Genomic DNA, 25,706 nt, shown 5'->3' with positions numbered 1-25,706 from the left:
ATCATGGCTAAAAATGTGACCAAAACTTGGATACAGTTGTTAATTATTAGTACCCTAATTACAACAGTTCCTAAACCAGCCTATGCTTCTGGTGGAATTGTCGATAGTTTTGTTGACTCGTTTGTTGAGGAATTTCAGAAGGTTAAGTCTTACTTTACAAATTTCTTAGATGAGTTTACCAATCTACCAGAAACCATAGACAACGATTTGAAATCAGCATTGGAAGATTCCATGGGAGTTTTAGGTATCCCCGATGTGGAAGACGTCAGAGCGTCAATTGAGGAAAGTCTCCAAACAAGCGATTACCCAATTTATGAAGGAGACAAACTTGCTAATGAAGTAGAAAGGCAAGTTGCTAGAGCCTCAGCCTCTCGTGTTCTGAGTCAAGAAGGACAGGAGCAGTCAATCCGGGAGCTAAAGCAAATGCAGAATACCGTTTCAGAGGTAGAGCAATCAGCACAAACAGCTCAAAATCAGACAGTTACCCAGAATGTGATCAAAGAAGTCGCTCTTCAGAATGCTCGTCAAGCCGCCATACTCGGCTCCTTGCAAGCCGCTACCGTTGAGGAAGCGCAACGACAGGAAATTTCTAACATGCTCCAGAGCAATATCTCTCGTGCTTTGGATGGACAAACTCAGGCAGATCAATACCAAAAACTGGGCGCTGGTATGGAAACTTTGAGAATTACCTCATTAAGTGGCTTGTTTTAGTTAGCTAGGGTGTTGACTGTTGGCCGTTGACTGGTAAGAATTCAGCTATCAGCTGTCAGCCGTCAGCTAATCAACAGGAGGTAGTAAACCAAGCTTACGGGCTGGTACGGCTGGTTGAAAATCCCTGCTCGTTTTACTCATCCGACCCCGTGCAGTTAAAGCGCTTGCTAGCACCTCAAGTAGCGTGGCCTAGGAGCAATAGCTGATAGCTGATACCTGACGGCTGAATGCTTACGTTGATCGTTAATTGTTAATCCTTAACCGTTGACCGTCAACAGTTATCTGGATGCAGAATTCTTCAATTATTATCAATTCTGAACTCACGCACCCTCCGCACTTAACACTTAGCACTTAGCACTCAATACTCCCCACTCATTACTCCGCACTCAATACTTCCCACTCAAAACTATTTCTCCTATGTCTCCTTGGTCTGGCTTACCTGCTTGTCCCTATTCCTACCTTATTTGTTTATCCCCATGTGTAGCGATCGCCATGTCTACTTGTCCTTATCTTCCGGATTTCCTCCGTCTGCCGATCTCTGTGAATTCCTCATCTACCCACTCTCCCCACTCTCCCCACTCTCCCCACTCTGCTCATCCCATCACTAATCACGTCAAGAGGTAGTCATTAAATGATAGTCACCCCCAACTTAATCGCTCAATTTAGTAATGGAGCCTCCCAAATTATCCAGAATGGTCGTACCGGACAAATTGCGATCGCACAAGCCATGGATGAGCTGTGGAGTGAAGTCCTCGGAGGTGGGTTGTATGCTGTGATCACTAAACTGGGGGTGTTTTTTGCCGTGGGAAGCTTAGTTCTATTCATGACTCAATGGGCAAAAGCCTTAATAGAATACGATGAGCCAATTATGTGGTCTGAGATCATCTGGCCCTTATTAGTCGCGGTTTTGTTAGCCAATGATGGAGCAATGTTAGCCAATGGCACCCAAGGACTCAGAAGTGTAATCAACAATACGTCTAATTCACTACTGCAAAACGCATCTGCCAGAATTTCTTTGCAAGAATCCTACCAAATTGTGACAGAAAATATTGGGGCGAAGGCGGTTATTGATTCCTTGGTTTCTCAATGTGATGCTATCGTCGATGTTCAACAACAGGTGGATTGTTTAACAAATGCAGAGCAACAAGCACAGGAGTTTTCTAGAACGTTAAACCCATCATCTCAGGCATTTCTCTCTCAAATTGGTTCATTGCTTAACCCTCTCAATGTTACTGAACGAGTTGGCTTTGCTTTACAAACCGCAGTAACGGGTTGGTTAATGTCGATTGGGATGGCATTTCAGTGGGTAGCAGAAGTTTCCATGTTGCTAACCGGACTATTAGGTCCATTAGCGGTTGGGGCCACATTATTACCTGTGGGAGCTAAGGCGATTTACGCTTGGTTAATTAGCTTTTTCTCCATCGGTTTAGTTAAAATATGCTACAACATTATTGTTGGTTTAGTCGCCACCTTAATTGTTAATGCTGAGAGTTATAACCCATTAGTTTTTGCTTTTGTAGCTGGATTGATTGCCCCCATCCTAGCGTTAGTATTAGCCGCTGGAGGAGGTCTAGCTATTTTTAATAGCTTAAACTCCTTCAGTGCTTTTGTATTAGGAGGCTTGAAATAAATGGACAGCACGAATAGTTCTCCTCAGAATAAGCTTAAATTTCTCCAAAGAGGTAAGAAGAGTACTTGGTTATCCAGTTTCAATGTGACGGATAGTCTGGGAATTATCTTAATCAGCAACTTTGCTTACAATACCTTAATTCTGTTTTTCCTAGCCCTGTTGTATGGCGCTCAAGCAAGGCTAGCTAATAAGCCAGCTCCTTCCTTAGTGCAATTGAAGACTGGTGAAACCACTGCCGTAGAAGCCATTGGGAATAAAGAACGGACAGCAGAGGTAATTAAAGCATTTACAATTAAAACCATGAGTGACCTGTTTACTTGGACAGGGCGATTACCTGGAAAAGATGGCGTTCCCTTTTCTAACTTAGACTCTGATCCAGGAGTAGAAATTCATGGCAAAGGTAGGCGTCGAGGTAAAATATCTACTCAAGCCTGGAAAGCTAGCTTTGCCTTAGCCGATGATTTTCGTGATCCGTTTCTATTAAAGTTAGTAGACTTAACGCCATCCAACGTATTTAAGGGCAAAACACAATTTGCTTTTGTCCCCCAATTTGTCAGAGAACCTATTAAAATAAAAGAAGGGGAATGGACAATCGATTTGGTTGGCACGTTAACCGTTCTAGATACTACCAATAATTTGCCTACCTATATTCCCTTCAACAAACAGGTGCATGTACGGGCAGTGGAGCCTCCTAAGTATTCACCAGGTATGGCAGACGATAGTCTACCTCCAATTATTGCTAAGGCTAGAGAGAAAGGTTTGGAGGTGGTCAGTATCAAGGATTTAGACTCGAAATAAACCTGAATCCTGAGTCGAATAGTCCTGATTCCAAGAGTCCAATAATCCGTGCATCCGTCCCTGTTTATACATCAGTGTTGTGCGACTAATGACTACAGCAACTGGAATAACTACAGCAACTGGGAGAAATTATGAAGCTATCAGATCTCAAAGACTTTGATGTCCAAAGCATCGAACATAAATCTGAAGAAGAAATGAGTAAAAAAACTCTGATTCAGCAGAACAGTGGTGCAGAGAATACCGCCCCGACATGGACAGAAGAATCATTAGCGGAGTTGTTACAATTTGATACTAGTTATGACCAAGAAAAAAATCCTAGCAGTCAGGGGGTAATAGCATCGACTGATGGTACCGCTGATTTAGATCCAGACTTAAATGTTACCCAAGCGGAATTCGCCAAATCTGGTTGGGCAAAAGGTGCTTCGGTTGGTGCAGTAACTGGGTCAATTGCTGTAGTCGCCGGATTAGTTTTTACAGGGATGACCTCCTTGTCTTCTAAGAAGAAATTGGTCGAAAAAGTTACTCCGATTCCCACCAGTGTTGATAACGAAGCGGAAAACGCGACCGATTCTGAAATCGGACGACTGAAGACTGAATTAGCCCTAGCCAAGCAACAAAAACAGATCCAAGCCATTCAAGAGAAAAAAAGACCAAAAACAACCATAGAGCTTGCCAAGTCAGAAGAACCCCCATCACCGAAAACAGCTCCACCACCTCGTCCTAGGCCAGCAGTGCGTTCAGCACCACCCCCTCCTGTGGTAAGAGCATCAACCCGTCCAGCACCCCGTCCAGTACGGCAACCGGTGGTAATTCGTCAAGCTCCCCCACCACCGCGTCCAGTGCAGCAACCAGTAGTAATTCGTCAAGCTCCCCCACCCCGTCCAGTGCGGACAGCACCAGTGCGGAGAGCACCAACACCACCCCCTGTGGCAAAAGCACCAACACCTCCTCCACCTCCTCCAGCCCCAGCACCAAAGATAGATCCCATGGAGCAATGGCTGGCTTTGAGCCAACTGGGAAGTTATGGTTTGAGTTCGGTGAATACTCCAGAAGCGCCACAGGAAAATGTGGCGATGATGGAACCAAGCCCACAAACACAAGCAGTAGCCCAACGAAACAATGGGATCAGGGGACGCTCTACTATTGCTAGTACATACTCAATTCCAGCTGTACAGAGAGTTTCCAACTCTCCCAATCCTCCCCAACCCCTTAATGGATCTCCCGTTATCTTTGCTGATCAAGTTGCTATCTCAGAAGAAGCCAGTATTTTAGCTGGGAGACCGATCAGACGGAAGCTATTTTCCTTTGGTCAAGAAGCAGCTGGAGAATTAATTACACCAATTGTTTGGACAAAGTCGAACCTATCTCGAAATTCTCAACAACCAAATTTGGATGAACGATTTGTGGTGCGTCTGAGTGAGCCTCTAGTGGATCAAGATAACCAAGTTTTGCTCAAAGCTGGTACCAAAATTGTCTTTCTCTGTGACATGGTTGATGATAGTGGACTAGTCAATAGTGATGCGATCGCATTAATCATCGATGACCAAGAATATCAGTTACCCCTAGGAGTGATTAGTCTCAGAGGAGATAAGGGTAATCCCATGGTGGCGAATGTCTGGGATCGGGGTTCTGATGATATCGCCAGAAATGACATGATCGCCTTCTTGTTTGGTTCTGCTGCCAAAGTCGGAGAAGTACTCAATCAACCTGAACGGAGTCAAATTATCACCTCCAGTGGTTTTGGCTCAAGCCAGTCTAGCACCTTCACTAGTCGAGACCGCAACCTATGGGGAGCAGTGCTTGAGGGAGGGTTTAAACCTCTTGCTCAGGACATTGTAGAGCGTAATGCTTCAGCAACACGCCGACTACAAAATTTGCCCAAATTGTGGTATATGGGTGCCGGGAGTTCCGTACAAGTTTTTGTCAACACACCCTTTGAGCTGTAGTAGCCTGTCTTCTGAATTCATAACCCTGAATTCAGAAGACGGACTTAGCTGATAGCTGAGGGACTGGATCAAGACAATACTTATAGCAATCGAAGTAAAAGTTAAGACATATTTCTGTTCCCTGTTCCCAGATCCGCTGTTCCCCCCTTCCGCGCGGGGGGTTAGGGGGGATCCGCTGTTCCCTTTAAAACACAATAGTATGTCCTAAACTATACTGCCATTGCTATACATTTTGACGTTTGAATTTTTCATTTTAGGAGCTTGTAAGTAGCCATGACTAATTTTTTTTCAGCCTTGGAAATCAAATTAGGTCAAGAGTTAAAAATTACCCCAGCCAAAACTCAGATTTTTTTACTATTTGCTTTATCCCTTTTTCTAGCTAAGCCAGCTTGGGCAGATCCTGGTAATTCAGCTATAGCAGTCAAACGGGTAAGTCTAACCTCTTCTGGGCAATCTTCAGTGCCTCAAAATAGCCCAATTCCAGTAGCATTGGCTCCAGGATATGGAGTAAATATCAGTTTCATTTCTACTGGGGAAGTTATTGAAAAACTCTGGATTGATAATCCCTCATTCGTTGCTGTTGATGTCGATGGTTGCTTAGATAACTTAGTTGCTAAAAAAAACTGTGAGTATAATCAGGCAACTGTAATTCATTTGCGCCGGATTGAACAACTTGATATTCCTGGTATACCAAAGACAAATAGCACACTTTTGACAGTAGTTACTCGTTCTGTTGAGGGTAGGCAAATTTACTTATTTAAAGTGACTCCAGCTGACCGACCTAGCGAAGTAGTCATTGAGTTTAATAAGCCTACTCCTTCCGTAGACTTTATAGTCGTCGATGCCATAGAGCGGGGGATCTTTCGAGCAACCTTACAAGGACTTTTAGTCAAGGGTTCAGAACTTCATAGAAAGTTAGATAATTTCGTAGTTTTTATCAAAGACGGTCAGACTATTTCAAATGCCGCCACTCAAGCCGGTATTTCTTTGGAATTGGCAGATAAATTGCAAAAAATGGGTCGTCGTCCAACTGTTCCAACAGCCATTTCACAAATGAATGAACAGAAAAACACCATTGAAGTCCTAACTAAAGAAGTCGTAATCCAGGAGAAAAATAATGAGCAGTAAGCATCAGAGAAAATCCAATAAAAATAAACCTTGGTTGCAAATGGATAAGCATAGGCGAAAAGGGTTTATTTTACTATATTGGTTCGTCACTGGCTTAGGTCTTTGCTTTTTACTTTCTGGTATTCTTATTGCCTCTGGATTAAGAATGCCAACAGCGGTCGCAACTCTTACTCCTGTTCAAAACAGTAAACTACCAGTAAAAGAAACGAAAATTGAACCCAAGGTAGAAGCACAAGTAAAACCACACGTAAAACCAAACGTAAAACCCAAGGTAGCATTAAATGCTGCAAGTTATCCTCTGAAAGACTATCTGCCAACCACCGCTTGGGAGGGAACTAAACTACCAAATTGGAATCAAGTCACCTTCGGAAGTTTTCCCGGTATTTCTCAAGGGGGTTCTTTTCAAGCCTCCTCAGACGTGATTAAAGCCGTAGGTTATGACCCATCAAGGATATGGTTAGCTGGTCAAACACCAGACCAATATATGAAATTAGGAGACTTTCAGCAGATATTTGAGCTACAAAATTTTAGCTTGAATAACATTATGTCCCTAACCGGATTCGACTTAGGAAATCTTTCCTTAGCAGATTTTGGGTTAATGAGCTCCCAAACCTTAGGTAGCTTAGTAGACGCCATCCCTGATTTGGAGAGATATACTATAGAACAGCTGCAACCAGTCTTTGGTTTACTATCGATCAATTTGGCCAGTAGCTTTGACCCAACAGAAACCTTAGGAGACTTTTTAGCATTCTCACCCCACCTCAGAGACCTTTCCTTTGACACCCTTGACCTATCAGGTTATACCTTAGATTCCCTACCTGGTATTGATGTTGCTCCCTTGGCTGCATTTAAGGATTGGCAGAATACCAATATCGCTCAAGTTCCTGGCTTATCCCAAGTACCATTTTCCCAATTTCCCAATCCGATTCAAGCACAAGGAAGCGCCATTGGTATTTTGGATATTGCCTTTGGCATAGCTGAATCTCAACGCTATAATACCATTTCCGGTAGTGATCAAGAAGGATTTAAAGTTCCCTGTGACAGTGAATGTGCTCATATCGAATTAGCTGGTCAACCAAGTATCAAAGGTAAGCAGTGGATTAGTGGTAAATATCAAGAAGTTCAGGGAGGTTCCGGTTTTTTAGGACAAATAAATGATGGGATGGAACCCACTGGTAGACACCCCTTTGGCGATGCCTTTAAGGTAGTAGTTTGGGATACATCAGAAACAGAAGGCTCTGCTGGTACAGCCTTGTTTTTCCGCTATTGTATCCGTAACACTTTTGTGGATTTAGGTTGTACACCCTATTTCATTGGTCCTGTACCATTTCTATCCTACCAGGAGAAAGATCCAATCTTTTTAGGCTTACTTTAGTCATTAATTTGAAAATTGTTAATTGTTACAGGACTTACGCAAAATTAGTATAATTATTTAATAACGCACCCTACCGAGAGATTGATTGCATAAGTCCTGTGTTTATTGTCCTTTTTCAATTTTCAATTAAAAAAAAAATGAAACAGACTCCAAATCATGTTGTTAGTCTACCTCCGGGATTAATTTATCAGCAACTTACCAAAGAAAATCTTATAGATTTTTCCCAAACTAATCAGGGAATCACCATCACCAGCTGTTTGATAGCTTTGGGTTTGCTAGCGATAATACCGGATGGCAAGAAAGGTCAATTAGCTACAGGTTATTGGGGAGGGAAAAAGGAGAAAAAAGCTGCTCGTAAAAAAGCTCAGGCACAGATGGCTAATCTTTCCAGAAACTCCGTTGCTCTCTACGTCGGCACTCCCGAAGACATTCAGAAGCGTCAGGAGCAAGAATGGATAAAGCAGGGGAAATTGAAAAAGCAACTGAAACCTGAAGCTTTCAATTGGTTTAAGCCTGCTGCCGAGTCCTTATATCTTCCCGATGCCCAACGAGGAATTGCCGCCATTGGAGCCAGTGGTTCAGGCAAATCCTTTTCAGTCTGTGACCCTCTAATTCGTTCATCCCTTGACCAAGGATTTCCTACAATTATATATGACTTCAAATATCCAGCGCAAGCAAAACGAGCTGTGGGTTATGCTTTAAAAAGAGGTTATAACGTACATATTTTTGCCCCTGGTTTTCCCGAGTCAGATGTCTGTAATCCCTTGGATTTACTCAAAGATGAAGAAGATGCGATCGCAGCCGGTCAAATCGCCCAAGTCATTAACCGAAATACAGATTTAACTGGCGGAAAAGCCAGTGGTGATAAGTTCTTTGAAGATGCGGGTGATAGTTTAGTCGAAGGAATCTTTTTGTTAACAAAGGCAGTTGGTACCTTAGTAGAAAATCAGCGATATTGTGATATAATGACAGCACAGGCAATTTTAAGTTTGCCTGACCTAGTTAGCCGATTGGAATTTGCTTCCCAGGAGAAATTAAATGTCTGGACCACTCGCCCCCTATCCCAAATCATTAGCATCAAAGAAAGTGAAAAAACCGTAGCCGGTATTATCGGAATTGCTCAGAGAACCTTCCAAAAATTCTTGAAAAAAGACTTTATGGGAGCATTTTGCGGAAAAACCACCTTACCTTTAGATTTAGAAGGAAAACAACTCATCGTCTTTGGGTTAGATCGAAATAACCGGGATATTGTCGGACCACTATTAGCAACAATCCTCCATATGGTAATTAACCGAAATGTATCCCGAATTAAACCTCGAACAGACCCTCTAGTTGTTTCCCTAGATGAGCTACCAAGTTTGTACTTACCCCAGCTGGTAAACTGGTTAAATGAAAACCGAGAAGATGGGTTTTGTGGTATTCTAGGCTATCAAAACTTAGGACAATTAGAAAACAGGTATGGCAAAGAGCTGACCAGAGCTATTCTAGGAGGTACAGCTACAAAGTTCATCTTTAATCCCCAAGATCCAGACTCCGCTAAAACCTTCTCTGACCTATTAGGAGAGTTTCAAATTCATTTCAAATCCAAATCCAAGAGTAGTGGTACAGGGGGCAGTTCTCACTCTAAATCCGATCAAAAAAACAAGCGACCACTTTTAGAGCCCGCTCAGTTTATTAAATTACCTACTGGTAAAGCAGTGATCATCAATCCCGCTTATCAAAGAGCCAAAGAAAGCTATGTGCCTTTGTTAGAACAAATTCAAATTCCTGAATCTGATCTTAAAGAGCAGGAGTGGTCAGAAAATTTATGGGAGAGTATTCGAGAGCATTTAATTAAAGTCAAGAGAGCATCTCACCGAGTTTCTAATCAGCAAAGGGTGCGTCAACTTAAGGAGAGAATGGCATTAGTAGAGCAATTATTTCCATTGCCAACAGATGGAGCTAGACAAGCACCAGCATCATTTTCTCCTACCCCAGCACTAATCCCAAAATCTGGATCTATGTCATCCACGGCAACTTCTCATTGGCCTCCACGTCTATCTGATCAAGATGTCTCACCAGACCTTCTGGAAGGAAGTTTTTAATGAGTTACTTTCATAGAAGTTACAGGTTACAGGTTACAGGTTTCAGGTTTCAGGTTGCAGGTTGCAGGTTGCAGGTTGCAGGTTGAAGGTTGCGTAGGGTGCGTGATAAGACGGGCTCGCCCTCATTTTCCGCCTCAACGCCCGGGTTGGGACAGCCCGTTCGATTGTAACGGGCAAGATGCCCATTCCACCCACCGGGTCAAACAGTAAAAGCGATGCAGCTTCGGAACAGGGGAGGCAGCGCGGTCTTGGGGGTTCCCCCGGAGACGAAACCTGATTACGTTGAGCCTTTATGGTTGGTAGGTTATGCAAAAAAGGGTTAAAACTTGAGGCGCGACCCCGTAATTTAATTCTTCAAGCGGAAAGCGCGCCTCCATTGATTAAGGCGAGCCTGTCTTACGGTAACTTCAAACCACTCGCGCTTTGCCGTGGTTTCCCCCACTCGCTATTGCATCAAGACAATGAGATGCACCCTACAGGTTGCAGGTTGAAGGTTGCAGGTTGCAGGTTGTTCGCCTTTGGCGTTCGGTGAAGGGTAAGTTGCCATCTGATAACTTTAAAATTGTGTAATTGGAGGAAGCCATGTTTTCTAACTATAAAATAAATCCTGTAGAGGATTTAGATAGGGCAACAAATAACTTATCGGATCTACCTTCATTACCCATCGACTATTTTCCTAATGTGATTGAGATTTTTGATCAATATGGATTGTTAGCTGGCGTAGTGGTGTCCAAAGGCATACCCTATGAAATGCCTAGGCACAACGATCAGGTCAGTGACTACAATGCTTGGTATTTCGATGGACAGCTTTGCGTGTTTTATCGAGGAAAAAATATTTTGCTTGATCGCACTCAGAACTTGCAGCACCGAGCAGCAATTTTTGGAGCCTTAGGGTTGGGAGCATTAGGAGTTTAAAACCATGGCAAAAGTAACAATAGTCAGTGAGTCCTATGTATCATCTTTACAAGGACAATACCAAGGTGTCATTTCCAAATGGTCAAGTGGACTGGCAGCATTTAAGCAAAAGCAGCAGCAAAAGCAAGAACAAAATCGACAGGCTCAACAACTCAATGGTCAGGTATACAATAGTAATCAAGAGCCTGAAATTAAAATTACCGATGAGGATAAAGTAGTCTATGGTAAAGATGGAGATAAGTTGGTCAATGACTTGAACTCAGACATCATTGGTCAGTTGACTTTAGCCAAAGAGTCATCTGTAGGAGAGATGATTGGAGTCACCAATAAAAAAGTAGAATTGGATGGAATCGTTATTTTACAAACTAATGATGAAGGTGTGGTAAAGGTTAACGCTTTTGATGAACAACAGCTACAGGGGCAAAAACAAAAGATATCTAGTCCAATTCAACCACAAAACCAATCTTTAAAACCAAAAGTCCAACCCGTAAAAGCTAATACTGAAACCAGAGGTGGATTATATTCAGTACGACGCTCAGTGCAGGCTTTAGAGAATACACCACTAAAGCAGTTTTTGCAGTGCCAGGTTAATGAGATGCGTATGCTTCGTAGTGCTCAAAAACAAAAACAAGAAGCTATGCAATCGGAGTTTCTATCTGAATTGATTGAAGCCCGAATGCTTCAATCCAAGCAGCCGAGTTGGTGGGAAAAGGTTGTTTCACCGATTTCAGAAAAAGTGGAAAAATTCAAAAATGCTGTGTCTAATTACCATGAAACATCCCGTCAAAAAGAAGCTGCTGCTACCTTAGTACGCTTAATCAATTCTCAAGCATCACCAGGACAAGATACCTATGAATCAGCAGAGTATACGATTCATCGCGAGGATAATTCCTATGCAATGAGGGACAAAAAAGGTAAGGAATTGATAAAGTTTCGCGCTGGTGCTATGGGGGTCACTGTACAGGGAGAACCCAAACTCAATGAACAGCAATATCAAGAAATTTCACAGGTAAAAAAGCAGTTAGATTGGGGACAGAAACCTGAGGGAAAGTTTCGGCAATTAGGAGCTTCTGAGGCTGACTACTTTAGCCGTGTCAAGGCAGTTGCAGATACATTGGTCGAGTATGCCCAATCACAAGGAAATACTGTCCAGGTTGAAGGTAAACTCAACTATAACTGGAGAGCAACTCCCAATGGCGATATCACAATTGCGGCTAAGGACAGACGAGGAACCATCTTTTCACAGCAGAAAGGACAATTTATGTCCCAGATGACACAACGGGATTTATCCTACTTTGAGCAAGCCTTAAAACCTTTAATGAGCCAAGCGCCACAACGACTAGTTCAGCCCTCTCGATCATCAGTGCAGTCTCTAAAATCTCAAAGCCTAGGTGCTCCTAACCCCTTTGCTCACTCCAGTTTAACAGCACTAGCTTCAAGCAATGGACAGGCTTTTCAACCGCCAGCTAAAACACCTTTCTCGGAACCGATTAATCTCAAACAGAAATCAAAGGAGCTATCTTTGTAAGGCTTTTTGTTAACTGTTAACCCTCAACAATAAACAACCTGATCTAGCAATCCTCTATAATTCGTGAACAGTCACAGGTCTTACTCAGTAAGGATTCAGCTATCAGCTATCAGCCATCAGCCAAGGCCAAGTTGGCCGTAGGCCACGCTACGCCAATGGCCACGCTACGCGAACAGGTATAAGCTATAATGTATTAGCTATAATTTATAAGCTATAATGCATCAGCTATAATGTATTAGCTATTAGCTATCACCCAAAGGCTGACTGCTGACTGCTGACTGCTGAATGCTTACCTTACTCAGGACTCATTACTTTCTTAGCAAAGACTAGTTTAAATGGAAGTATTGTTCACAAATTATTTAGGATTGCTATAATTTCATTTTGAATCAATAACGTTTGCTTGAAAATGAATATACCCGAAGTTGGGACATTATTAGAATGCTATGGAGCAGTATCTATAGGAATTCCCTTGATTGAAAGACACAATGTACTCAGGTGGATTTGTCAGAGTCTTACTCACCATGGAGTATTCCTGGTTTACCTCTGGAATTTAGCTAGTCGTGGATTTCAGAAAATTGAATGGGATGGAAATTATGATACCTTAGAAAGTTCAATGGTTAATGTCCTAGAAGAGCGTGAGCCATTTGCACAGGTTGTTGAAGTGTTGAATTTTTGTCAAGCCTATTCTGGTAAAGCTCTATTTATCTTAGAAGATTTACCGTCTTTACTCGATAGTGCTGACAGTGGGCAAACCATAACCATCAGAACCTCATTGTCTAATGTTCTCTACAACTTTGGTCTCTCAAGCGATAAGTTTCTAATTCTTTTGGATACGGGGGAGAATGAGTTACCTCGAATTTTAAACTCAATTATTCCTGCTGCCGAATTTCCTTTCCCAGAACCCAAGGAAGTCACGGCATTATTAAAAACTCATTTAGTAGAATATGGTTTGGCTGACCAAGAAACACCTCTAGACGACAGACTAGCTCGGTCTATCGGGGGATTGACTCCGGAAGAAATTCGGATGGCAGTCAAACTGGCGGCGAAAAAAAATAAATACGCCCCCATAGTGTCTTGCCTGTTAAGCGATCGCTCTGAAGAGCGCGCCAAAGGCGAACGCAAGCAATTTCATATAGCAGTCAACAAAGCCCAATCTCAATCAGAGCTAGCCAAGCAATTAATCAATTACAAAATTCACAGACTCAAAGGATTTGGTTTAGAGTTCCTCAAACCTGATGTTGGGGAATTTGGGGGATTAGATAAACTGAAACAAGCCTTGGAATGGGTGAAACAAGATTTTTCTGATCAAGCCAGAGCTTATGGGATTCCATTGCCCAAGGGATGGCTATTGATTGGTCCTCCAGGAACAGGAAAAACCTTTGCTGCCAAAGTCTGTGCTCAAACCTTAGGATTTCCTTTAATTAGCATGGGAGTGGATTTAGTAATTGGTAGTAGTCCAACCCATTTAAAACGACTCTTGCGTCGAGTTGAGGCCGCGAGTCCTTGTGTTTTGTTTCTCGATGAATTGGACAAGTTTTTTGATTCCCAAACAAATAACACCAAACAAATTCTAGGAATTCTATTAACCTGGTTGCAAGAGAAAACAACTCCCACATTTGTGATTGGAACTCTCAACCGATTAGATGCTTTGCCTCCAGAATTAACTCGTGCTGGCAGATTTGACAAACTGTTTTATGTCGGTTTTCCCAAAGAGATTGAGCGGTTTGAGATTTTTAAACTCCATGCTAGCCGATTTGATCCTCGTTATCGGGAGGGAAATGGACCATTAACAGAAAAACAATGGCGTCGATTATTGAGTGCGACACGAAAATGTACTGGAGCAGAAATTCGTGCCATTGTAGAATCAGCAGTGCAGCGAGTGTTCCATCAAGGTCAGAGAACTCCTTTTAAAATTGAATTGGAAAATCTATTAGAGCAGCGAGAAGCAATGACTCCCTTGTATTCTCAGGATACCGAGAGAGTTTTAGCAATGGAAAATCGAGCAGAAGGGGTTTGTAAGCCTTCCTCTTCACCAGATAAATCAATTTTTGCTAGGGAAATAACTACCTTGTGGGGAGAACGATTAAATGTTGGGTCTTAAGTGATATCATGTCCCGATAATTATCCTTAATACCAATTTTTACAGCACACTATCTCCCCATCAATCTTCTTTATTATGGGTATTCAACCGGACTTAATCTGATATCTAATCCGATGTAATGAGTAATGGGTAATGGGTAATGGGTAATTGTGATTACTCTCGTACCATTACCCATTAACACTTAAGCCTTACCGATTACCAACCAGTTTAATCAAGGAATTTTATACCTTGATTAGGTTTAAATATAGCAGTCGAAGTAAAGGTTAAGACATATTTTGTTCCCTGTTCCCTTCCCCCCTTACTAAGGGGGGTTAGGGGGGAACCCTGTTACCTTGAAAACAAAATACTATGTCCTAAACTATACTTTCCTTGCTATAACTGCTGATTAAGACTTAAATTCCAGCAGAGAATTTATCCCCAGTTTGCTGCAAGACGATAGGAGATAGACAGCTTTAGTATTGCCTTTCAGGGCAAAGTATTCCCAAATATGAAGACAATCTCCTAAACTCATAGTTTTCATTATCCCTTGAGTTTCTGTATAACAGTATAGTATCTTACCCGAAAAACCTTTGGCTTTCAATTTTTTTAGTTTTCTCCTTGAGTTAATAATTCCCACCAGTAAAGCAACCGATGAGCCTATGGCATCCATGGCAGCGGATAAACTAACCCGAAACTCCTGATCATCCTCTGTCTTTAATATTTCTAATTGGGATTGACCAATTGTAATCCTAGTCGGGGTTGCTTTTAGCAAATCTGAATCTTGGTTAATTAAGTTTACCCTTGGTTGGATTAATTGATTTGGGTCTTTCTCTAATTGTTCAATGAGTTGCTTTAAGGAAACTGTTTGATTTTTATCCAGGTAGGGGGGGATGAGATTGTCTGAAACTAAATATTTCCAATAAGCCAGTAAGCTGTTGAGAGGATAAACAGTCAAGTTTCTCTGGGAAGGAGTAGTAACCCATAATTTTTGATAGCCATTTTCTTCAAGAAATTTTTGAGCTTGTCTTGGAGACTGTCTAATCGGTATAGACATTTGCCGTAAGCTAAAAACAATTTGGTTATCAAGGCTATAAGCTCCTAGGGTGACTTCCTCTAATTGAAGACAGATATGATCTACGTGGGGATAATCCAAAAAATCATCATCAATTATCTGAGGATCAGTGTGATGAGTTTGAGCAATTAGGTGGGTCATAGCCATAAATTCCTTCTTCTAAATCCCTTGATTTAAGTAAGCATATGCGCTACGCGCAGGCTACGCCAACAGCTATTGGCCGTAGGCCACGCTACTTGAGGTGCAGTCAGCCTGAGCGTAGCGCGTTAGCTAACTGCTGAATGCTTACTGATTTAACCTGTTCAAGTTTTTGACTGTTTCTCTTTCTTGGTAGTACTCTCTAAGCAGAGCAACGGATTGATTATGTACATATAACCCCTTATAGTAACGTTCCTTTTTTCAGAGAATTTTTATCGTTTCAGGATTTTAACGTCTCTATGTAACAAATATTTACAAATCTTGTTATTATCGAATTTTATGGCTATTTATAAAGAAGTAAGCAAACAAGGAATTAGGGAAATGGTAGGAAGTAATCTTTCTCAAGAAAACCTCTCCCACATCAAGCAACCTGAAAGTCTGTCAGATTTAATTGACGAGAGGGATAAGACGGATTACTCTCTATTGGAAAAGCTGTTAGAAGGACGTTCCGATAGCTTTAAGGCAAAAATTTTAGATTTAGTTGTTGCGACAGAATTGGACGCTAATGACCCGCTATTCCTATTTTTGGTAGCAACGTCCAGTTTGGAAACAATGTTAGCAGATACTCCTAAATCCTTAGAGCAGTTATTCCGAAGTTGGGAAAAGGATATCCAGCAGATGATTGATGTCGTGGGGCAATCCACCGTGGATATTCAGCGCCAAGAAATTGCTAAAGCGATCGCTCTTCAGAGCGCGCCAAAGGCGAACGCGTCTGCCATAGAGCAATCAAAAGTAACCATAGAATCCAAGTCAGAAAGACAGCCCTGTTCCTATCCACCCAAAGGGTCAATGGATTTTCCGATTGTTAAGGCATCTCCTTTTACAAACATTACAGCCATTTGTGGAGCTGTGGTTTTGTCATTGGTTTGTGGACTAGGAGCGGGTTGGGGGCTATCTGAGTTAAGTCAACCAAAATTAGACCCCAATGGTTCTAGACAACTAACCCTAGACGAAGCAGCTACCTTAAATTGGGCAATCAGTAAAGAGGGCAAATTAGCCAGAAATATAACCAAATGGAATGCGGGCTATTTGGATAACTTAGAGTGTCAAAAGGATGCCATAGAGGCAGGAATCCGGTTAAACTTTGGGGGAAAAAAAGCCACTAGCGGCTATTGTCTACTTTGGGTCGCCCCTCCGAGCCAGCGCAAGTATATAGACGACAATAAATAAGTGAACCCTATTTTATCGCTATTTTGATAGAGATCAGTGTCGGTGTTTTGGTAATGGCTAATAAGTACGAGCCTTATCCCGACCAGAAGTACCATTTCTCTTATGGATTAGTGAGTGCTAAATTTTTCTGATGGTACTCCATAGCTTTAGTGTAGTTTCCTTGAGAGTAATAAGCGGCTTTCAGACTAGCTATGGCTTTTTTTGCTGCCTTCCGGTCACCGATGGCTTGGGCAATACTCAAACGTTGTTCATAATATTCAACCGCTTGGCCATAATTGTCTAAAGCATCATAAGCCTTTCCCAAGCGACCTAAAGCTTGTTGTTCTAGACGGCGATTACCTATTTGTTGAGCTTTGAGCAATTGCTGCTGAATATAGTAAATCCCTTGAATATAATCTCCTAGTGCCAAGCAAGCATTACCCAACTTGCCCAGAATTTGTCCTTCTAGGGGAAGATCACCCATCTGCTGTGCGATCGCAAAACGCTGCTCGTAATAGTCAATAGCTTGAGCATAATCACCGATGGAGTAGCAGGAGTTACTAAGATTTCTCAGAATTCGCTCTTCCAGCTGCGGTAACCCAAGACTCTGGGCAACATAGAGGCTCTGTTGCTGGCAAGCTATTGCTCGGGGCAAATCCCCTAGTGCCTTATGGGCCAATCCTAGATTGTTCAAGGCAGTCACCTCTCCCAGTCGGTCTTGGAGTTGCCGCATAATAGTTAGGCTTTTTTGACCATAGTCAATGGCTTTGAGGTGATTTCCTTGGTGACGGTAGGCATTTCCCAAAATTCCCAAAACCTGGCCCTCAAGACGCTGGTCTTTGATGTCTTTTGCGATCGCAAGACTTTTGTTACTATATTTTATGGCTTGTTGAAAGTTGTCCAAGGAATAAGCAGTCAGGGCCATACCACTCAGAGCTTTTCCTTGACCCCGTCTATTTGCCAATTGCGCATACATTGCTAGTGCTTCTTGAAACGACTGTCTTGCTGCGGATAATTGACATCGCTGGTGCTGCTCAATCCCTTTCTCTAAAAGTTGAGCAGCTTCACCGGTGCGATGGTTTGACGCAAGGTCATGAACATTATCTGGAATGTTGTCAGGTAATGTAGGAACGAAAGTTTGGCGTGCTGCCTCTACTAGACGCTCCCTATATTCGCTGTCATCACACGGCAACCGGCTCTCCATTCCTATTGCCTCTTAAGGATCATCAAGAGTTTTGTAGTTTTCTAAGTTTGCGCAATCGAGTAAAATCCTTTGCCATATATTCCCTTGTTTTGAATTGCTCAAGGTCGGATCTCATCCTTTGAGTGAGATACCACAGGGCATTAACGAGAATATGACGGTTTTCAGATTTAGCGCAGCTCAACCTAACAGTACGAGTGCGGGTACTTGACTACCATGATAACCGCATTAATGGTGGTTACCGCAACTTTACCAATATCATAACAAATGCTATACTAAATCTAACTTATGGATGATTTAATCTCAGCAAATAAAAATCCCTAGGTCAGCATTCAGCCTAGGGCTAATGGGCGTAGCGCATGCTACGCTTGCCAGCGATGAAAGCACGCCACTGCCCATCAAAGATTGTAGGTAGGGACTGTGCTAAACTTTTTTATTGAACTACATCAAGCTCAGATACATTTAACCCGGTATTTCCGCCCCATAACGGTAAGCCGTGTATAGCACATCAATTTACCAATTGATGAGGACGCATCTCTCAAAGCTGTCGAAAAAGCCTGACAGCGCTTTTGCCCCAAGCGCGAATTGACCAAGCGCGAATTGACATTTACTACAGAACAACCTAGATTGATTGTCTGATGCTTCAATGCTTTGAAGCTTACTTCTGTTATTTTCCGAATCTTTTTGTGAGCGGACGGTTAAGCTTGCAAGCTATGTTAGCTGTGTTTTGTTCATCAGCTATTTAATACTAAGCAGGTGCACAAAATTCATTCACATTTTGTAAAACTCAAATCCTTACAATATAAGGGTTACAGAGATTGCGAGTAGGTAATTAATTCGGCGATCGGTGCTTACCAGATTTTCCCGAGGCTTTCGGTGAAACTTCGCAAGATTTTATTAATTAGTTCTTTCCAGCAGAGTTTCTCTAGATGATGTTACTGCTGACTTGGTAGTCTCTGGTGTGCAGTAGACTTCGCAGGAGTTATTGGGACTTTCACTCAATTTCACCTTATGAAGTTGGACATCCAATTCTTGAATTGGTTGTTGCAATAACTGACAAATATAGATAGCAATATTTTCGGCAGTAGGAACAACCCGGGCAAAGTATGGAATGTCTTTATTGAGGAAAGTATGGTCAAAAGCTTCCAGGACATACTCATCCATGACTTGCTGCAAGGAGCCTAGATCAACAATCATGCCAGTGCGCGGATCCATTTCACCCTTAACTGTCACTTCTATGTGATAGTTATGTCCATGTCCGTTGGGACGAGCACACTTACCGTAAATCTGGTAGTTTTCCTCGTCACTGAGGTCAGGATGAGCTAGTCGGTGAGCAGCGCTAAAGTGGTTACTGATAGTCAGATATACTTCCATACCGTTTCCTTGATAGTCAGCCCAGAGTTTTGGATGTTCAAATAGCTGAATCTTCAGTAGTGGTAGATAGGTAACCAAGCGTTGCCAAATTACTCGTGCTATGTTTTCGGTAGTAGGTAAGGTTTGCTGAAATTCTGACCAAACCTCATTGAGATAAGCGTAGTCAAGTTGGCTGGTGACCTCTCGTTGGATCACCGTTTTGACTTTAGACAAGTTTTTCACCATGCCATACTTATCCAACTGAGCGGTCAGGGAAACGAACAGAACGTAGTTGTGTCCGTGTCCAGGAAATCTGCTCCCCAAACCAAACCGCTGAAGGTTCTCAGCTTCACTCAGTTCTGGTAACCAGTATCGGTGGCTGGCTGAAAACTCAGCACGGCGCTTAATGACGCATTCCATGTCAAGTTAGGTAAACTAGACTTATTTTCAGGATAAACTAATTTGGATTAGTGGTCGTTGGTAAGCTAAAAAAATAATATTGGTTACCCATTAGCAAAAATCTTTAACTGTGTCTTTAGCTTCCCAGAGCAGATGGGAAGCTATTCTGAACAGTTCTTGACCTGTGTGTAGGTGGTAGTCGTCGTAGTTAAGGGTAAACAGCTTTAATTCTTCTATCCCATCTCCTAACTGATTAAGACAGTAGTAGAGGTTAGCAGCAGCACTGGCAACGGTGGCAGGATTAGGTTGAGACTGAAACAGTCTCTGAGCTTGATGGAGATGATCACCACACTCTTCCAGATAAGCTTCAAACTCTGCCATGAGTTCATCATCAAACGGGTCAGCGGAGAGTTCATCAAGTTGAGCCTCTAGAGGCTCAAGGATATGACTAATCCGGTGGTTTACAGGTTGATAAATTTGCTGCAACCATTCCCCTAGCTGGGCATCAGTCTTTTTTCCCTTTTGCCGATGATGCTGGTAATGTCTTTGGGCATGAGCTGTTCGCTGTTGTCGATTCTGAGGCTCTAATGAATCCTGAAAGTAATTCCTCTTTTGGTCATAGGAACGCCGTCGCTCAGGGTTACTGAGTACCTCATAGGCAGCATTAACTTGGATAATTTTTTCCGGATCAGCGGTGGGGCTGTTGCTATCTGGATGAAAGCGCTTGGCTAGCCGTCGGTAGGCTTGTTTAATTTCTAGGGTCGTAGCGTGGGGATGAACATCCAAAGTTTGGTAGTGATTCGAGTCTGACATGGGCTACACTAAACCTACTGAAACCGGCAGCGATAGTATAATTGAGGTAGCAACTAAGCTCAATCCTTATATTTCCATCGATTTCCAGAGGTTTTAGGATAACTACTGAACCGAAGCGCCTTGCCCCATAACACTAATCAGTGGTGGCGGTTGGCTCTTGGAAGAGGGGGGTGCTTAGGTACCGTTCCCCAAAACTCGGTTGAATCATGACAATCAGGCATCCCTCATTTTCTGGACGTTTGCCAACTTCAATAGCCGCTGATAGTATGGCTCCAGTGGAAATGCCGGAAAGAATTCCTTCTTCACGGGCTAAACGACGACCGTATGCGATCGCATCATCATCCGTAACTGTAATCACCTCGTCAAGAAGTTCAACCTTGAGTACTTCTGGAATAAAACCCGCACCGATACCCTGAATTTTGTGAGGTCCTGGAGACCCTCCAGAAAGTACAGAACTACCAGCTGGTTCAACTGCGATCGCTTTAAAACTGGGCTTGCGTTTTTTGATCGCTTCAGCAACACCAGTAATTGTACCACCCGTACCAACTCCAGCCACCAGGAAATCCACCTGTCCTTCCGTATCGTCCCAAATTTCTTCAGCGGTGGTACAATAGTGAATTTTGGGGTTAGCTGGATTACGAAACTGTTGCAGCATATAGGCATTGGATGTGGTTTCTACAATTTCCTGAGCTCGCCTAATACAGCCACCCATGCCTTCACTACCTGGTGTCAGTTCCAACTGAGCACCATAAGCTCGCAACATAGCCCGTCGCTCGATGCTCATTGTCTCTGGCATGGTTAGGATCAGTTGGTAACCCTTGGCTGCCGCTGCCATTGCTAGAGCAATACCTGTGTTTCCCGAGGTCGGTTCCACCAAAATAGTTTTGCCGGGGGTAATCCACTCATTCTGCTCCGCTGTGTTGATCATGCTAACACCAATCCGGTCTTTAACAGACGAAGATGGATTCATGCCCTCTAGCTTGGCTACAATTCTAGCGACACAGCCTTCTGCTTGAGGAATACGGTTTAATTGTACTAGAGGTGTCCGACCAACCAGTTCGGTAATATTTGGAGCAATTCGCATAACTGTTGGAAATTCTGAGTTATTAGTTGTTATCCATCATCCATCCTAGTATTTTTTGACACTCCCACCCCTTCAAACAAAAATCCCCGCCTAGGGGCAGGGAAACCTAACTAATTCTCAATAGTCCTTGGGCAATTAGCCAGGGTCTTTAGAAGGTGAATGTGGTTCTGATGGTACCAATCACAGCATCATCATTACCGTCACTCTGCTCTGGATTAATCACCCAGATCACACCAGGAGTGATAGAGATATTATCGGATAGCTGATACTTGTAGAAGCCTTCTATGTGAATGGGGGTATCAATCTCATTCAAATCCGAATAGGGGACTGCACCACCAAAGAAACCTAACACACTACCTTCTTTCCCAAAATCGGGGAAGGCTAAACCACCGCCGTAACTCCAAATTTCACCATCTCCTTCACCAATCACAATCACATCGGTGTAGTTGAAAAATCCACTAAAGGAAATCTTGTCGGTGAGGCGAAACGCTAATTCTGCTCCGTAGGAGTTGGTTACCTTGTCAGCTGAATCAGCTATACGACTAGCAAGAAGTGCTTCTTGATTTAAGTTGGCAGCACGAGTACCTACTATACCATCTTCTCCAGCGCCTTTGCTGAATATGGCACTGTTCTCTTTATGGAAACCATGGACGTAAGTAAAGCCCACACCAATGCGGTCGTTGACGTTGAAGTTCAACTGACCCAAGGCAGAATAATCACCATTGAACAGACCTGAACCTTCATCAGGATCTGACGCATTGCCAGCTAGGTAACCCAGTGTGACAGTACTTGGTCCAATCACGCTCTCTAGTAAACCGAGTTGGAAGCTAACCCCTAAACCAGCACCACCACCAATCCGATAGATGGGGTTTTGTTGAGAAAATGTGGATAGAGAGCCACTACCACCATCGAAGTCTTGGAAATAGGGATTGAGTGTAGGAACGTAATCATCATGCCGACCACCAAAGGCAGCAATGTAAGTTGATACTTGACCAAACGGACCAATAGGAATGTCACCGTAATAGGCTAACCAGTCAACTCCTATATCGTTCCCGTCACCAGTACCATCAATCTCAGTGTTAAAGGTCTGGGTGAGTTCTGGGGTAATCTCACCCCCCGCTGTGAAGGCATTCAGGTTACCAGCACTCAGACGAGTTACTAAACTGTCTTGACCAGTGAAGCTGGTGTCGAGAACTAAACGAACCCTGTCACCAAAGACAACTTGGTTATTGTCATCTTCCCCAAAATCACCAAAGTTATTGGTCAGGGCGAATATGACTTCCCCTTCCAGTTTCGTAGTAGTGGAGAATTGGTGATCCTCTAGGAATGCGACTCGACCTTCGAGGTTATCGACCCGTGCTCCGAGGGTAGCCAGTTCTGCCTCAAACTCTTGAATCAGCCGTTGCAGCGTTTCTAAGTCTTCACGGGTAATAAAGTCAGCAGTACTAGCAGCAATTAAACGCTCAATCTGGTTCAAACAAGCGTTCAAGCCAGCCGCAAATTCGTAACGGGTGGTAGCACGGTTGCCACGGAAGGTGCGGTTTGGGTAACCAGCGATACAACCGTAGCGCTCTACCAGACTACGCAGAGCTTCATAAGCCCAGTCTCCAGGAGAAACATCCCGCAGTTGGGAAACACTAGTTACCTGATCTTGGCTGTTACTGCCTTCTTTACCGTAGCGTTGAATTTGATTTAACAGCTGGCTGTTATCTGAGGCTGAGGGGACGGCTTGGGCTATTTTTGTTTCTGCCTCCGGTACGTCTACCTTAGGAACTAGGGTATCGGCCTTTAAAGTTAATGATGTTCCCTCACCCAAGGTGGAGCCCATCGACCTGGAAAAAACTGGGGTATCCTTTACTTCTGGAGCAGTGGGGGCCGCCGCGATCGCCATTGTCTTTACTGGGACAGCTTGAAGTGGGGCAGCTTCCGTAGTAACTTGATTCTCAACTGTTAAGGAGTTGGCCTTGTTGGCTGCCTGTACCTCATTGGTACCAAAGGCGAGAGCAGCACCCACTACAGCAGGACTTATCAGTAGGGACTTCAACAGTAGTTTAGACATCTTCTCTTAATCCTCACACCTTTACAATTATTGAACTCTCCCCCGGATCAATCACGGAGGATGGTGACATACTCCCGACGCTGACAAGCACGCGACAGCACGGGCTTCTTACCAACACCAGCTACTGCTTAGGTTACTCGGTAAGCTTTATTAACGACACGGGATGCCCCTCCGCGCCGGAACAATACAAAAAAGTTCTATTTTCTTTGTACTGCAGGTGCGACCCGTGGCGAATTTAATTCGCCGACGGAAAGCGCACCTATGGAATTTTACCCATCCACAGATAACTCAAACTATCAAGTTTTTTCTGAAGGTCACCCCATATTCGTTGGTTGTCAAGGTTCAGGCGCGTAGGTGGCGGTTAGCTCTTAATTTGTTTTTCCCTACTATCCCTAGTACATCGCATTGGAAAGCTCTGTTCCGACCCTTGCCCCGCGCTCCATCCCTACACTTACTCTATACGGTAAAGTACGGGGATTCTCGCGGTTTAGATAAGAATCAGCGCTATTGCGATGAAACCTATTAACCTATTACAGGAACAATTTATTAGAGGAACAATTCTTATACTATAGCCTTTATCGACAAAGTGCTATACAAACTTTTTTGCCAATGCCTGTGAATGAACTTCTGCGCTAGCTGCGGGTCTATTGCTAAAGCAATTGTCACTTATTTAGAGTTATTGAAAGGATATTAACCCAGCTCTGAAATAACTTGCGCTAGGTCAAAATCTTTTGAGGTTAAGCCACCACTATCATGAGTGGTTAGAGTAATCGTTACCTTATTGTAAGAAATCTCTAGGTCAGGATGGTGTCCTGCAACTTCAGATGGTTCAACAAGTTTATTCACAAAAGCGATCGCTTCTACAAAACCCTTGAATGTCTTTTTACTACGCAGGGTTTTCCCTTCCACACTCCAGTCTTCTAGCTGACTCGCCTTGGCTTGAATTTCTGCATCGCTGAGTAGTTGAGCCATGATGGTTAGATCCACTCCTTCAACAATCCCAAAAAAAGACTATCCGCTCTCACGGCTAGTGTTTTGGTTAATCCATAACACCTGGTGTGAGAGCGGTCTAGCGGGTCTTCTGATTGAAACCAGGCTGCCGAGAGGAACTCTTAGGTAGCCCTGCCTAAGCAGTCATATAGATTCTCCGTAGAGAATCCAGCTAACTCCTAGAGAACAGCCCCGGCGCACAGCCGGCTAACTCCAACCAGATGACCCATGAGTTTACTACTATCTTCCATGGGCATCACCTCCTTTAATCCCTAAGCGGTTTTTTTGTACCTTTCCAGGATTATTACCTTTTCTTACAATAACAGAGTATCCCTCAAATGGCAACCTCTGGAAACTAGCATAATTATAAGTTCAGCGAAGATTGCTCAGAACGTTCCAGTTTTCTGTTTCTAGAACTGCTCAAAGCCCCACCTCCAGGTGGGGCTTTGAGCAAATCCAAGCGCTAACCTTAATTCGGGATCAGCCTTGGAGTGTTACAGAGCGTTACCGCGAGGCAGTACTTCCTCAGGGAACTCAAAGTTTTGGTGAGGTTGATCTGCTGGAGCCATCCAAGCCCGCAGACCCTCGTTCAGCAAGATGTTCTTAGTGTAGAAGGTTTCAAACTCTGGATCTTCTGCTGCCCGGATTTCCTGGGACACGAAGTCATAGGCTCGTAGGTTCAATGCTAAACCTACAATTCCCACTGCACTCATCCACAAGCCAGTTACTGGCACAAACAACATGAAGAAGTGTAACCAGCGCTTGTTAGAGAAAGCAATTCCGAAGATTTGAGACCAGAAGCGGTTGGCGGTGACCATTGAGTAGGTCTCTTCCGCTTGGGTCGGGTTGAACGCCCGGAAGGTGTTGGCTTTGTCCCCATCCTGGAACAGGGTATTTTCTACCGTTGCCCCATGAATGGCACACAGCAGAGCACCACCGAGTACTCCAGCTACGCCCATCATATGGAAGGGATTCAGTGTCCAGTTGTGGAAGCCTTGCAGGAACAGGATGAAACGGAAAATACCCGCTACTCCGAAGCTAGGTGCAAAGAACCAGCTGGACTGTCCCAACGGGTACATCAGGAACACGCTGACAAATACTGCAATCGGCGCACTGAATGCGATCGCGTTGTAGGGTCTGATGCCTACTAGACGAGCAATTTCAAATTGCCGCAGCATGAACCCAATCAGGCC

21 protein-coding genes are annotated in these 25,706 nt (G+C 43.4%); 13 read left to right on the top strand and 8 right to left on the bottom strand.

Features of this window, described 5'->3' with window-relative positions:
* Positions 1 to 3: 3 nt before the first annotated feature.
* The 11 genes from LYNGBM3L_RS22445 to LYNGBM3L_RS35040 all read left to right on the top strand — a co-directional run bounded on the left by LYNGBM3L_RS22445 (position 4) and on the right by LYNGBM3L_RS35040 (position 14,216).
* Positions 4 to 711, top strand: a complete 708-nt coding sequence (locus LYNGBM3L_RS22445; RefSeq protein ID WP_009149100.1) for a hypothetical protein — start codon at positions 4 to 6, stop codon at positions 709 to 711.
* A 417-nt stretch (positions 712 to 1,128) separates the two neighbouring features.
* Positions 1,129 to 1,335: a hypothetical protein gene (locus LYNGBM3L_RS41465; protein ID WP_131826890.1), complete on the top strand. Its 207-nt coding sequence runs from the start codon at positions 1,129 to 1,131 to the stop codon at positions 1,333 to 1,335.
* 7 nt (positions 1,336 to 1,342) lie between these two features.
* Positions 1,343 to 2,341, top strand: coding sequence for a hypothetical protein (locus LYNGBM3L_RS22440; RefSeq protein WP_009149099.1), 999 nt, complete (start codon positions 1,343 to 1,345; stop codon positions 2,339 to 2,341).
* A complete protein-coding gene (locus LYNGBM3L_RS22435) occupies positions 2,342 to 3,139 on the top strand; it encodes a hypothetical protein (RefSeq protein WP_009149098.1) in 798 nt (265 codons plus the stop codon).
* Between the two features lie 131 nt (positions 3,140 to 3,270).
* A complete protein-coding gene (locus tag LYNGBM3L_RS22430) occupies positions 3,271 to 5,085 on the top strand; it encodes a TrbI/VirB10 family protein (RefSeq protein ID WP_009149097.1) in 1,815 nt (604 codons plus the stop codon).
* 273 nt (positions 5,086 to 5,358) lie between these two features.
* Positions 5,359 to 6,213: a hypothetical protein gene (locus tag LYNGBM3L_RS22425; RefSeq protein ID WP_009149096.1), complete on the top strand. Its 855-nt coding sequence runs from the start codon at positions 5,359 to 5,361 to the stop codon at positions 6,211 to 6,213.
* A complete protein-coding gene (locus tag LYNGBM3L_RS22420) occupies positions 6,203 to 7,588 on the top strand; it encodes a hypothetical protein (RefSeq protein WP_009149095.1) in 1,386 nt (461 codons plus the stop codon). The genes LYNGBM3L_RS22425 and LYNGBM3L_RS22420 overlap by 11 nt, the downstream gene beginning before the upstream one ends.
* Before the next feature lie 137 nt (positions 7,589 to 7,725).
* On the top strand, positions 7,726 to 9,672 hold the full coding sequence (locus LYNGBM3L_RS22415) for a type IV secretory system conjugative DNA transfer family protein (RefSeq protein WP_131826891.1): 1,947 nt from the start codon (positions 7,726 to 7,728) through the stop codon (positions 9,670 to 9,672).
* A 582-nt stretch (positions 9,673 to 10,254) separates the two neighbouring features.
* On the top strand, positions 10,255 to 10,587 hold the full coding sequence (locus LYNGBM3L_RS22410; protein ID WP_009149093.1) for a hypothetical protein: 333 nt from the start codon (positions 10,255 to 10,257) through the stop codon (positions 10,585 to 10,587).
* A 4-nt stretch (positions 10,588 to 10,591) separates the two neighbouring features.
* The gene (locus tag LYNGBM3L_RS22405; RefSeq protein ID WP_009149091.1) at positions 10,592 to 12,115 is read left to right on the top strand and encodes a hypothetical protein; all 1,524 of its coding nucleotides are present in this window, start codon (positions 10,592 to 10,594) and stop codon (positions 12,113 to 12,115) included.
* Positions 12,116 to 12,521: 406 nt separating this feature from the next.
* Positions 12,522 to 14,216 carry an ATP-binding protein gene (locus LYNGBM3L_RS35040; RefSeq protein ID WP_009149089.1) on the top strand — a complete coding sequence of 565 codons (1,695 nt, stop codon included), beginning with the start codon at positions 12,522 to 12,524 and terminating at the stop codon, positions 14,214 to 14,216.
* Between the two features lie 385 nt (positions 14,217 to 14,601).
* On the opposite strand, the gene LYNGBM3L_RS22395 is transcribed toward LYNGBM3L_RS35040, so the two are convergent.
* Positions 14,602 to 15,408: a hypothetical protein gene (locus LYNGBM3L_RS22395; RefSeq protein WP_075873593.1), complete on the bottom strand. Its 807-nt coding sequence runs from the start codon at positions 15,406 to 15,408 to the stop codon at positions 14,602 to 14,604.
* A gap of 336 nt (positions 15,409 to 15,744) precedes the next feature.
* Here LYNGBM3L_RS22395 and LYNGBM3L_RS22390 point away from each other — a divergent pair, with 336 nt between their 5' ends.
* Positions 15,745 to 16,635 carry a DUF6753 family protein gene (locus LYNGBM3L_RS22390; protein WP_009149086.1) on the top strand — a complete coding sequence of 297 codons (891 nt, stop codon included), beginning with the start codon at positions 15,745 to 15,747 and terminating at the stop codon, positions 16,633 to 16,635.
* A 100-nt stretch (positions 16,636 to 16,735) separates the two neighbouring features.
* Here the strand turns inward: LYNGBM3L_RS22390 and LYNGBM3L_RS22385 are convergent, their stop codons facing one another.
* From LYNGBM3L_RS22385 to LYNGBM3L_RS22365, 5 genes are all read right to left on the bottom strand, one after another.
* A complete protein-coding gene (locus LYNGBM3L_RS22385) occupies positions 16,736 to 17,818 on the bottom strand; it encodes a tetratricopeptide repeat protein (protein WP_009149084.1) in 1,083 nt (360 codons plus the stop codon).
* 894 nt (positions 17,819 to 18,712) lie between these two features.
* Positions 18,713 to 19,588, bottom strand: a complete 876-nt coding sequence (locus LYNGBM3L_RS22380; protein WP_009149082.1) for a 6-carboxytetrahydropterin synthase — start codon at positions 19,586 to 19,588, stop codon at positions 18,713 to 18,715.
* Between the two features lie 90 nt (positions 19,589 to 19,678).
* On the bottom strand, positions 19,679 to 20,380 hold the full coding sequence (locus LYNGBM3L_RS22375) for a J domain-containing protein (RefSeq protein WP_009149080.1): 702 nt from the start codon (positions 20,378 to 20,380) through the stop codon (positions 19,679 to 19,681).
* Positions 20,381 to 20,513: 133 nt separating this feature from the next.
* Positions 20,514 to 21,464: a cysteine synthase A gene (gene cysK / locus LYNGBM3L_RS22370; RefSeq protein ID WP_009149078.1), complete on the bottom strand. Its 951-nt coding sequence runs from the start codon at positions 21,462 to 21,464 to the stop codon at positions 20,514 to 20,516.
* Between the two features lie 148 nt (positions 21,465 to 21,612).
* A complete protein-coding gene (locus tag LYNGBM3L_RS22365) occupies positions 21,613 to 23,523 on the bottom strand; it encodes an iron uptake porin (protein WP_009149075.1) in 1,911 nt (636 codons plus the stop codon).
* Between the two features lie 226 nt (positions 23,524 to 23,749).
* Here LYNGBM3L_RS22365 and LYNGBM3L_RS41460 point away from each other — a divergent pair, with 226 nt between their 5' ends.
* On the top strand, positions 23,750 to 24,049 hold the full coding sequence (locus LYNGBM3L_RS41460) for a hypothetical protein (protein ID WP_131826892.1): 300 nt from the start codon (positions 23,750 to 23,752) through the stop codon (positions 24,047 to 24,049).
* A gap of 164 nt (positions 24,050 to 24,213) precedes the next feature.
* Here the strand turns inward: LYNGBM3L_RS41460 and LYNGBM3L_RS22360 are convergent, their stop codons facing one another.
* Complete coding sequence (locus tag LYNGBM3L_RS22360; protein WP_009149074.1) at positions 24,214 to 24,495, bottom strand: 4a-hydroxytetrahydrobiopterin dehydratase; 282 nt, start codon at positions 24,493 to 24,495, stop codon at positions 24,214 to 24,216.
* Positions 24,496 to 25,007: 512 nt separating this feature from the next.
* Positions 25,008 to 25,706, bottom strand: a 699-nt coding sequence (locus LYNGBM3L_RS22355; RefSeq protein ID WP_044494365.1) for a photosynthetic reaction center family protein, incomplete at its 5' end; no start/stop codon positions are given.

The organism is Moorena producens 3L (assembly GCF_000211815.1).
GTDB lineage: Bacteria > Cyanobacteriota > Cyanobacteriia > Cyanobacteriales > Coleofasciculaceae > Moorena > Moorena producens.
Note: the sequence above shows the minus strand (reverse complement) of the source record. Positions and strands in the feature narration are given on the sequence as shown.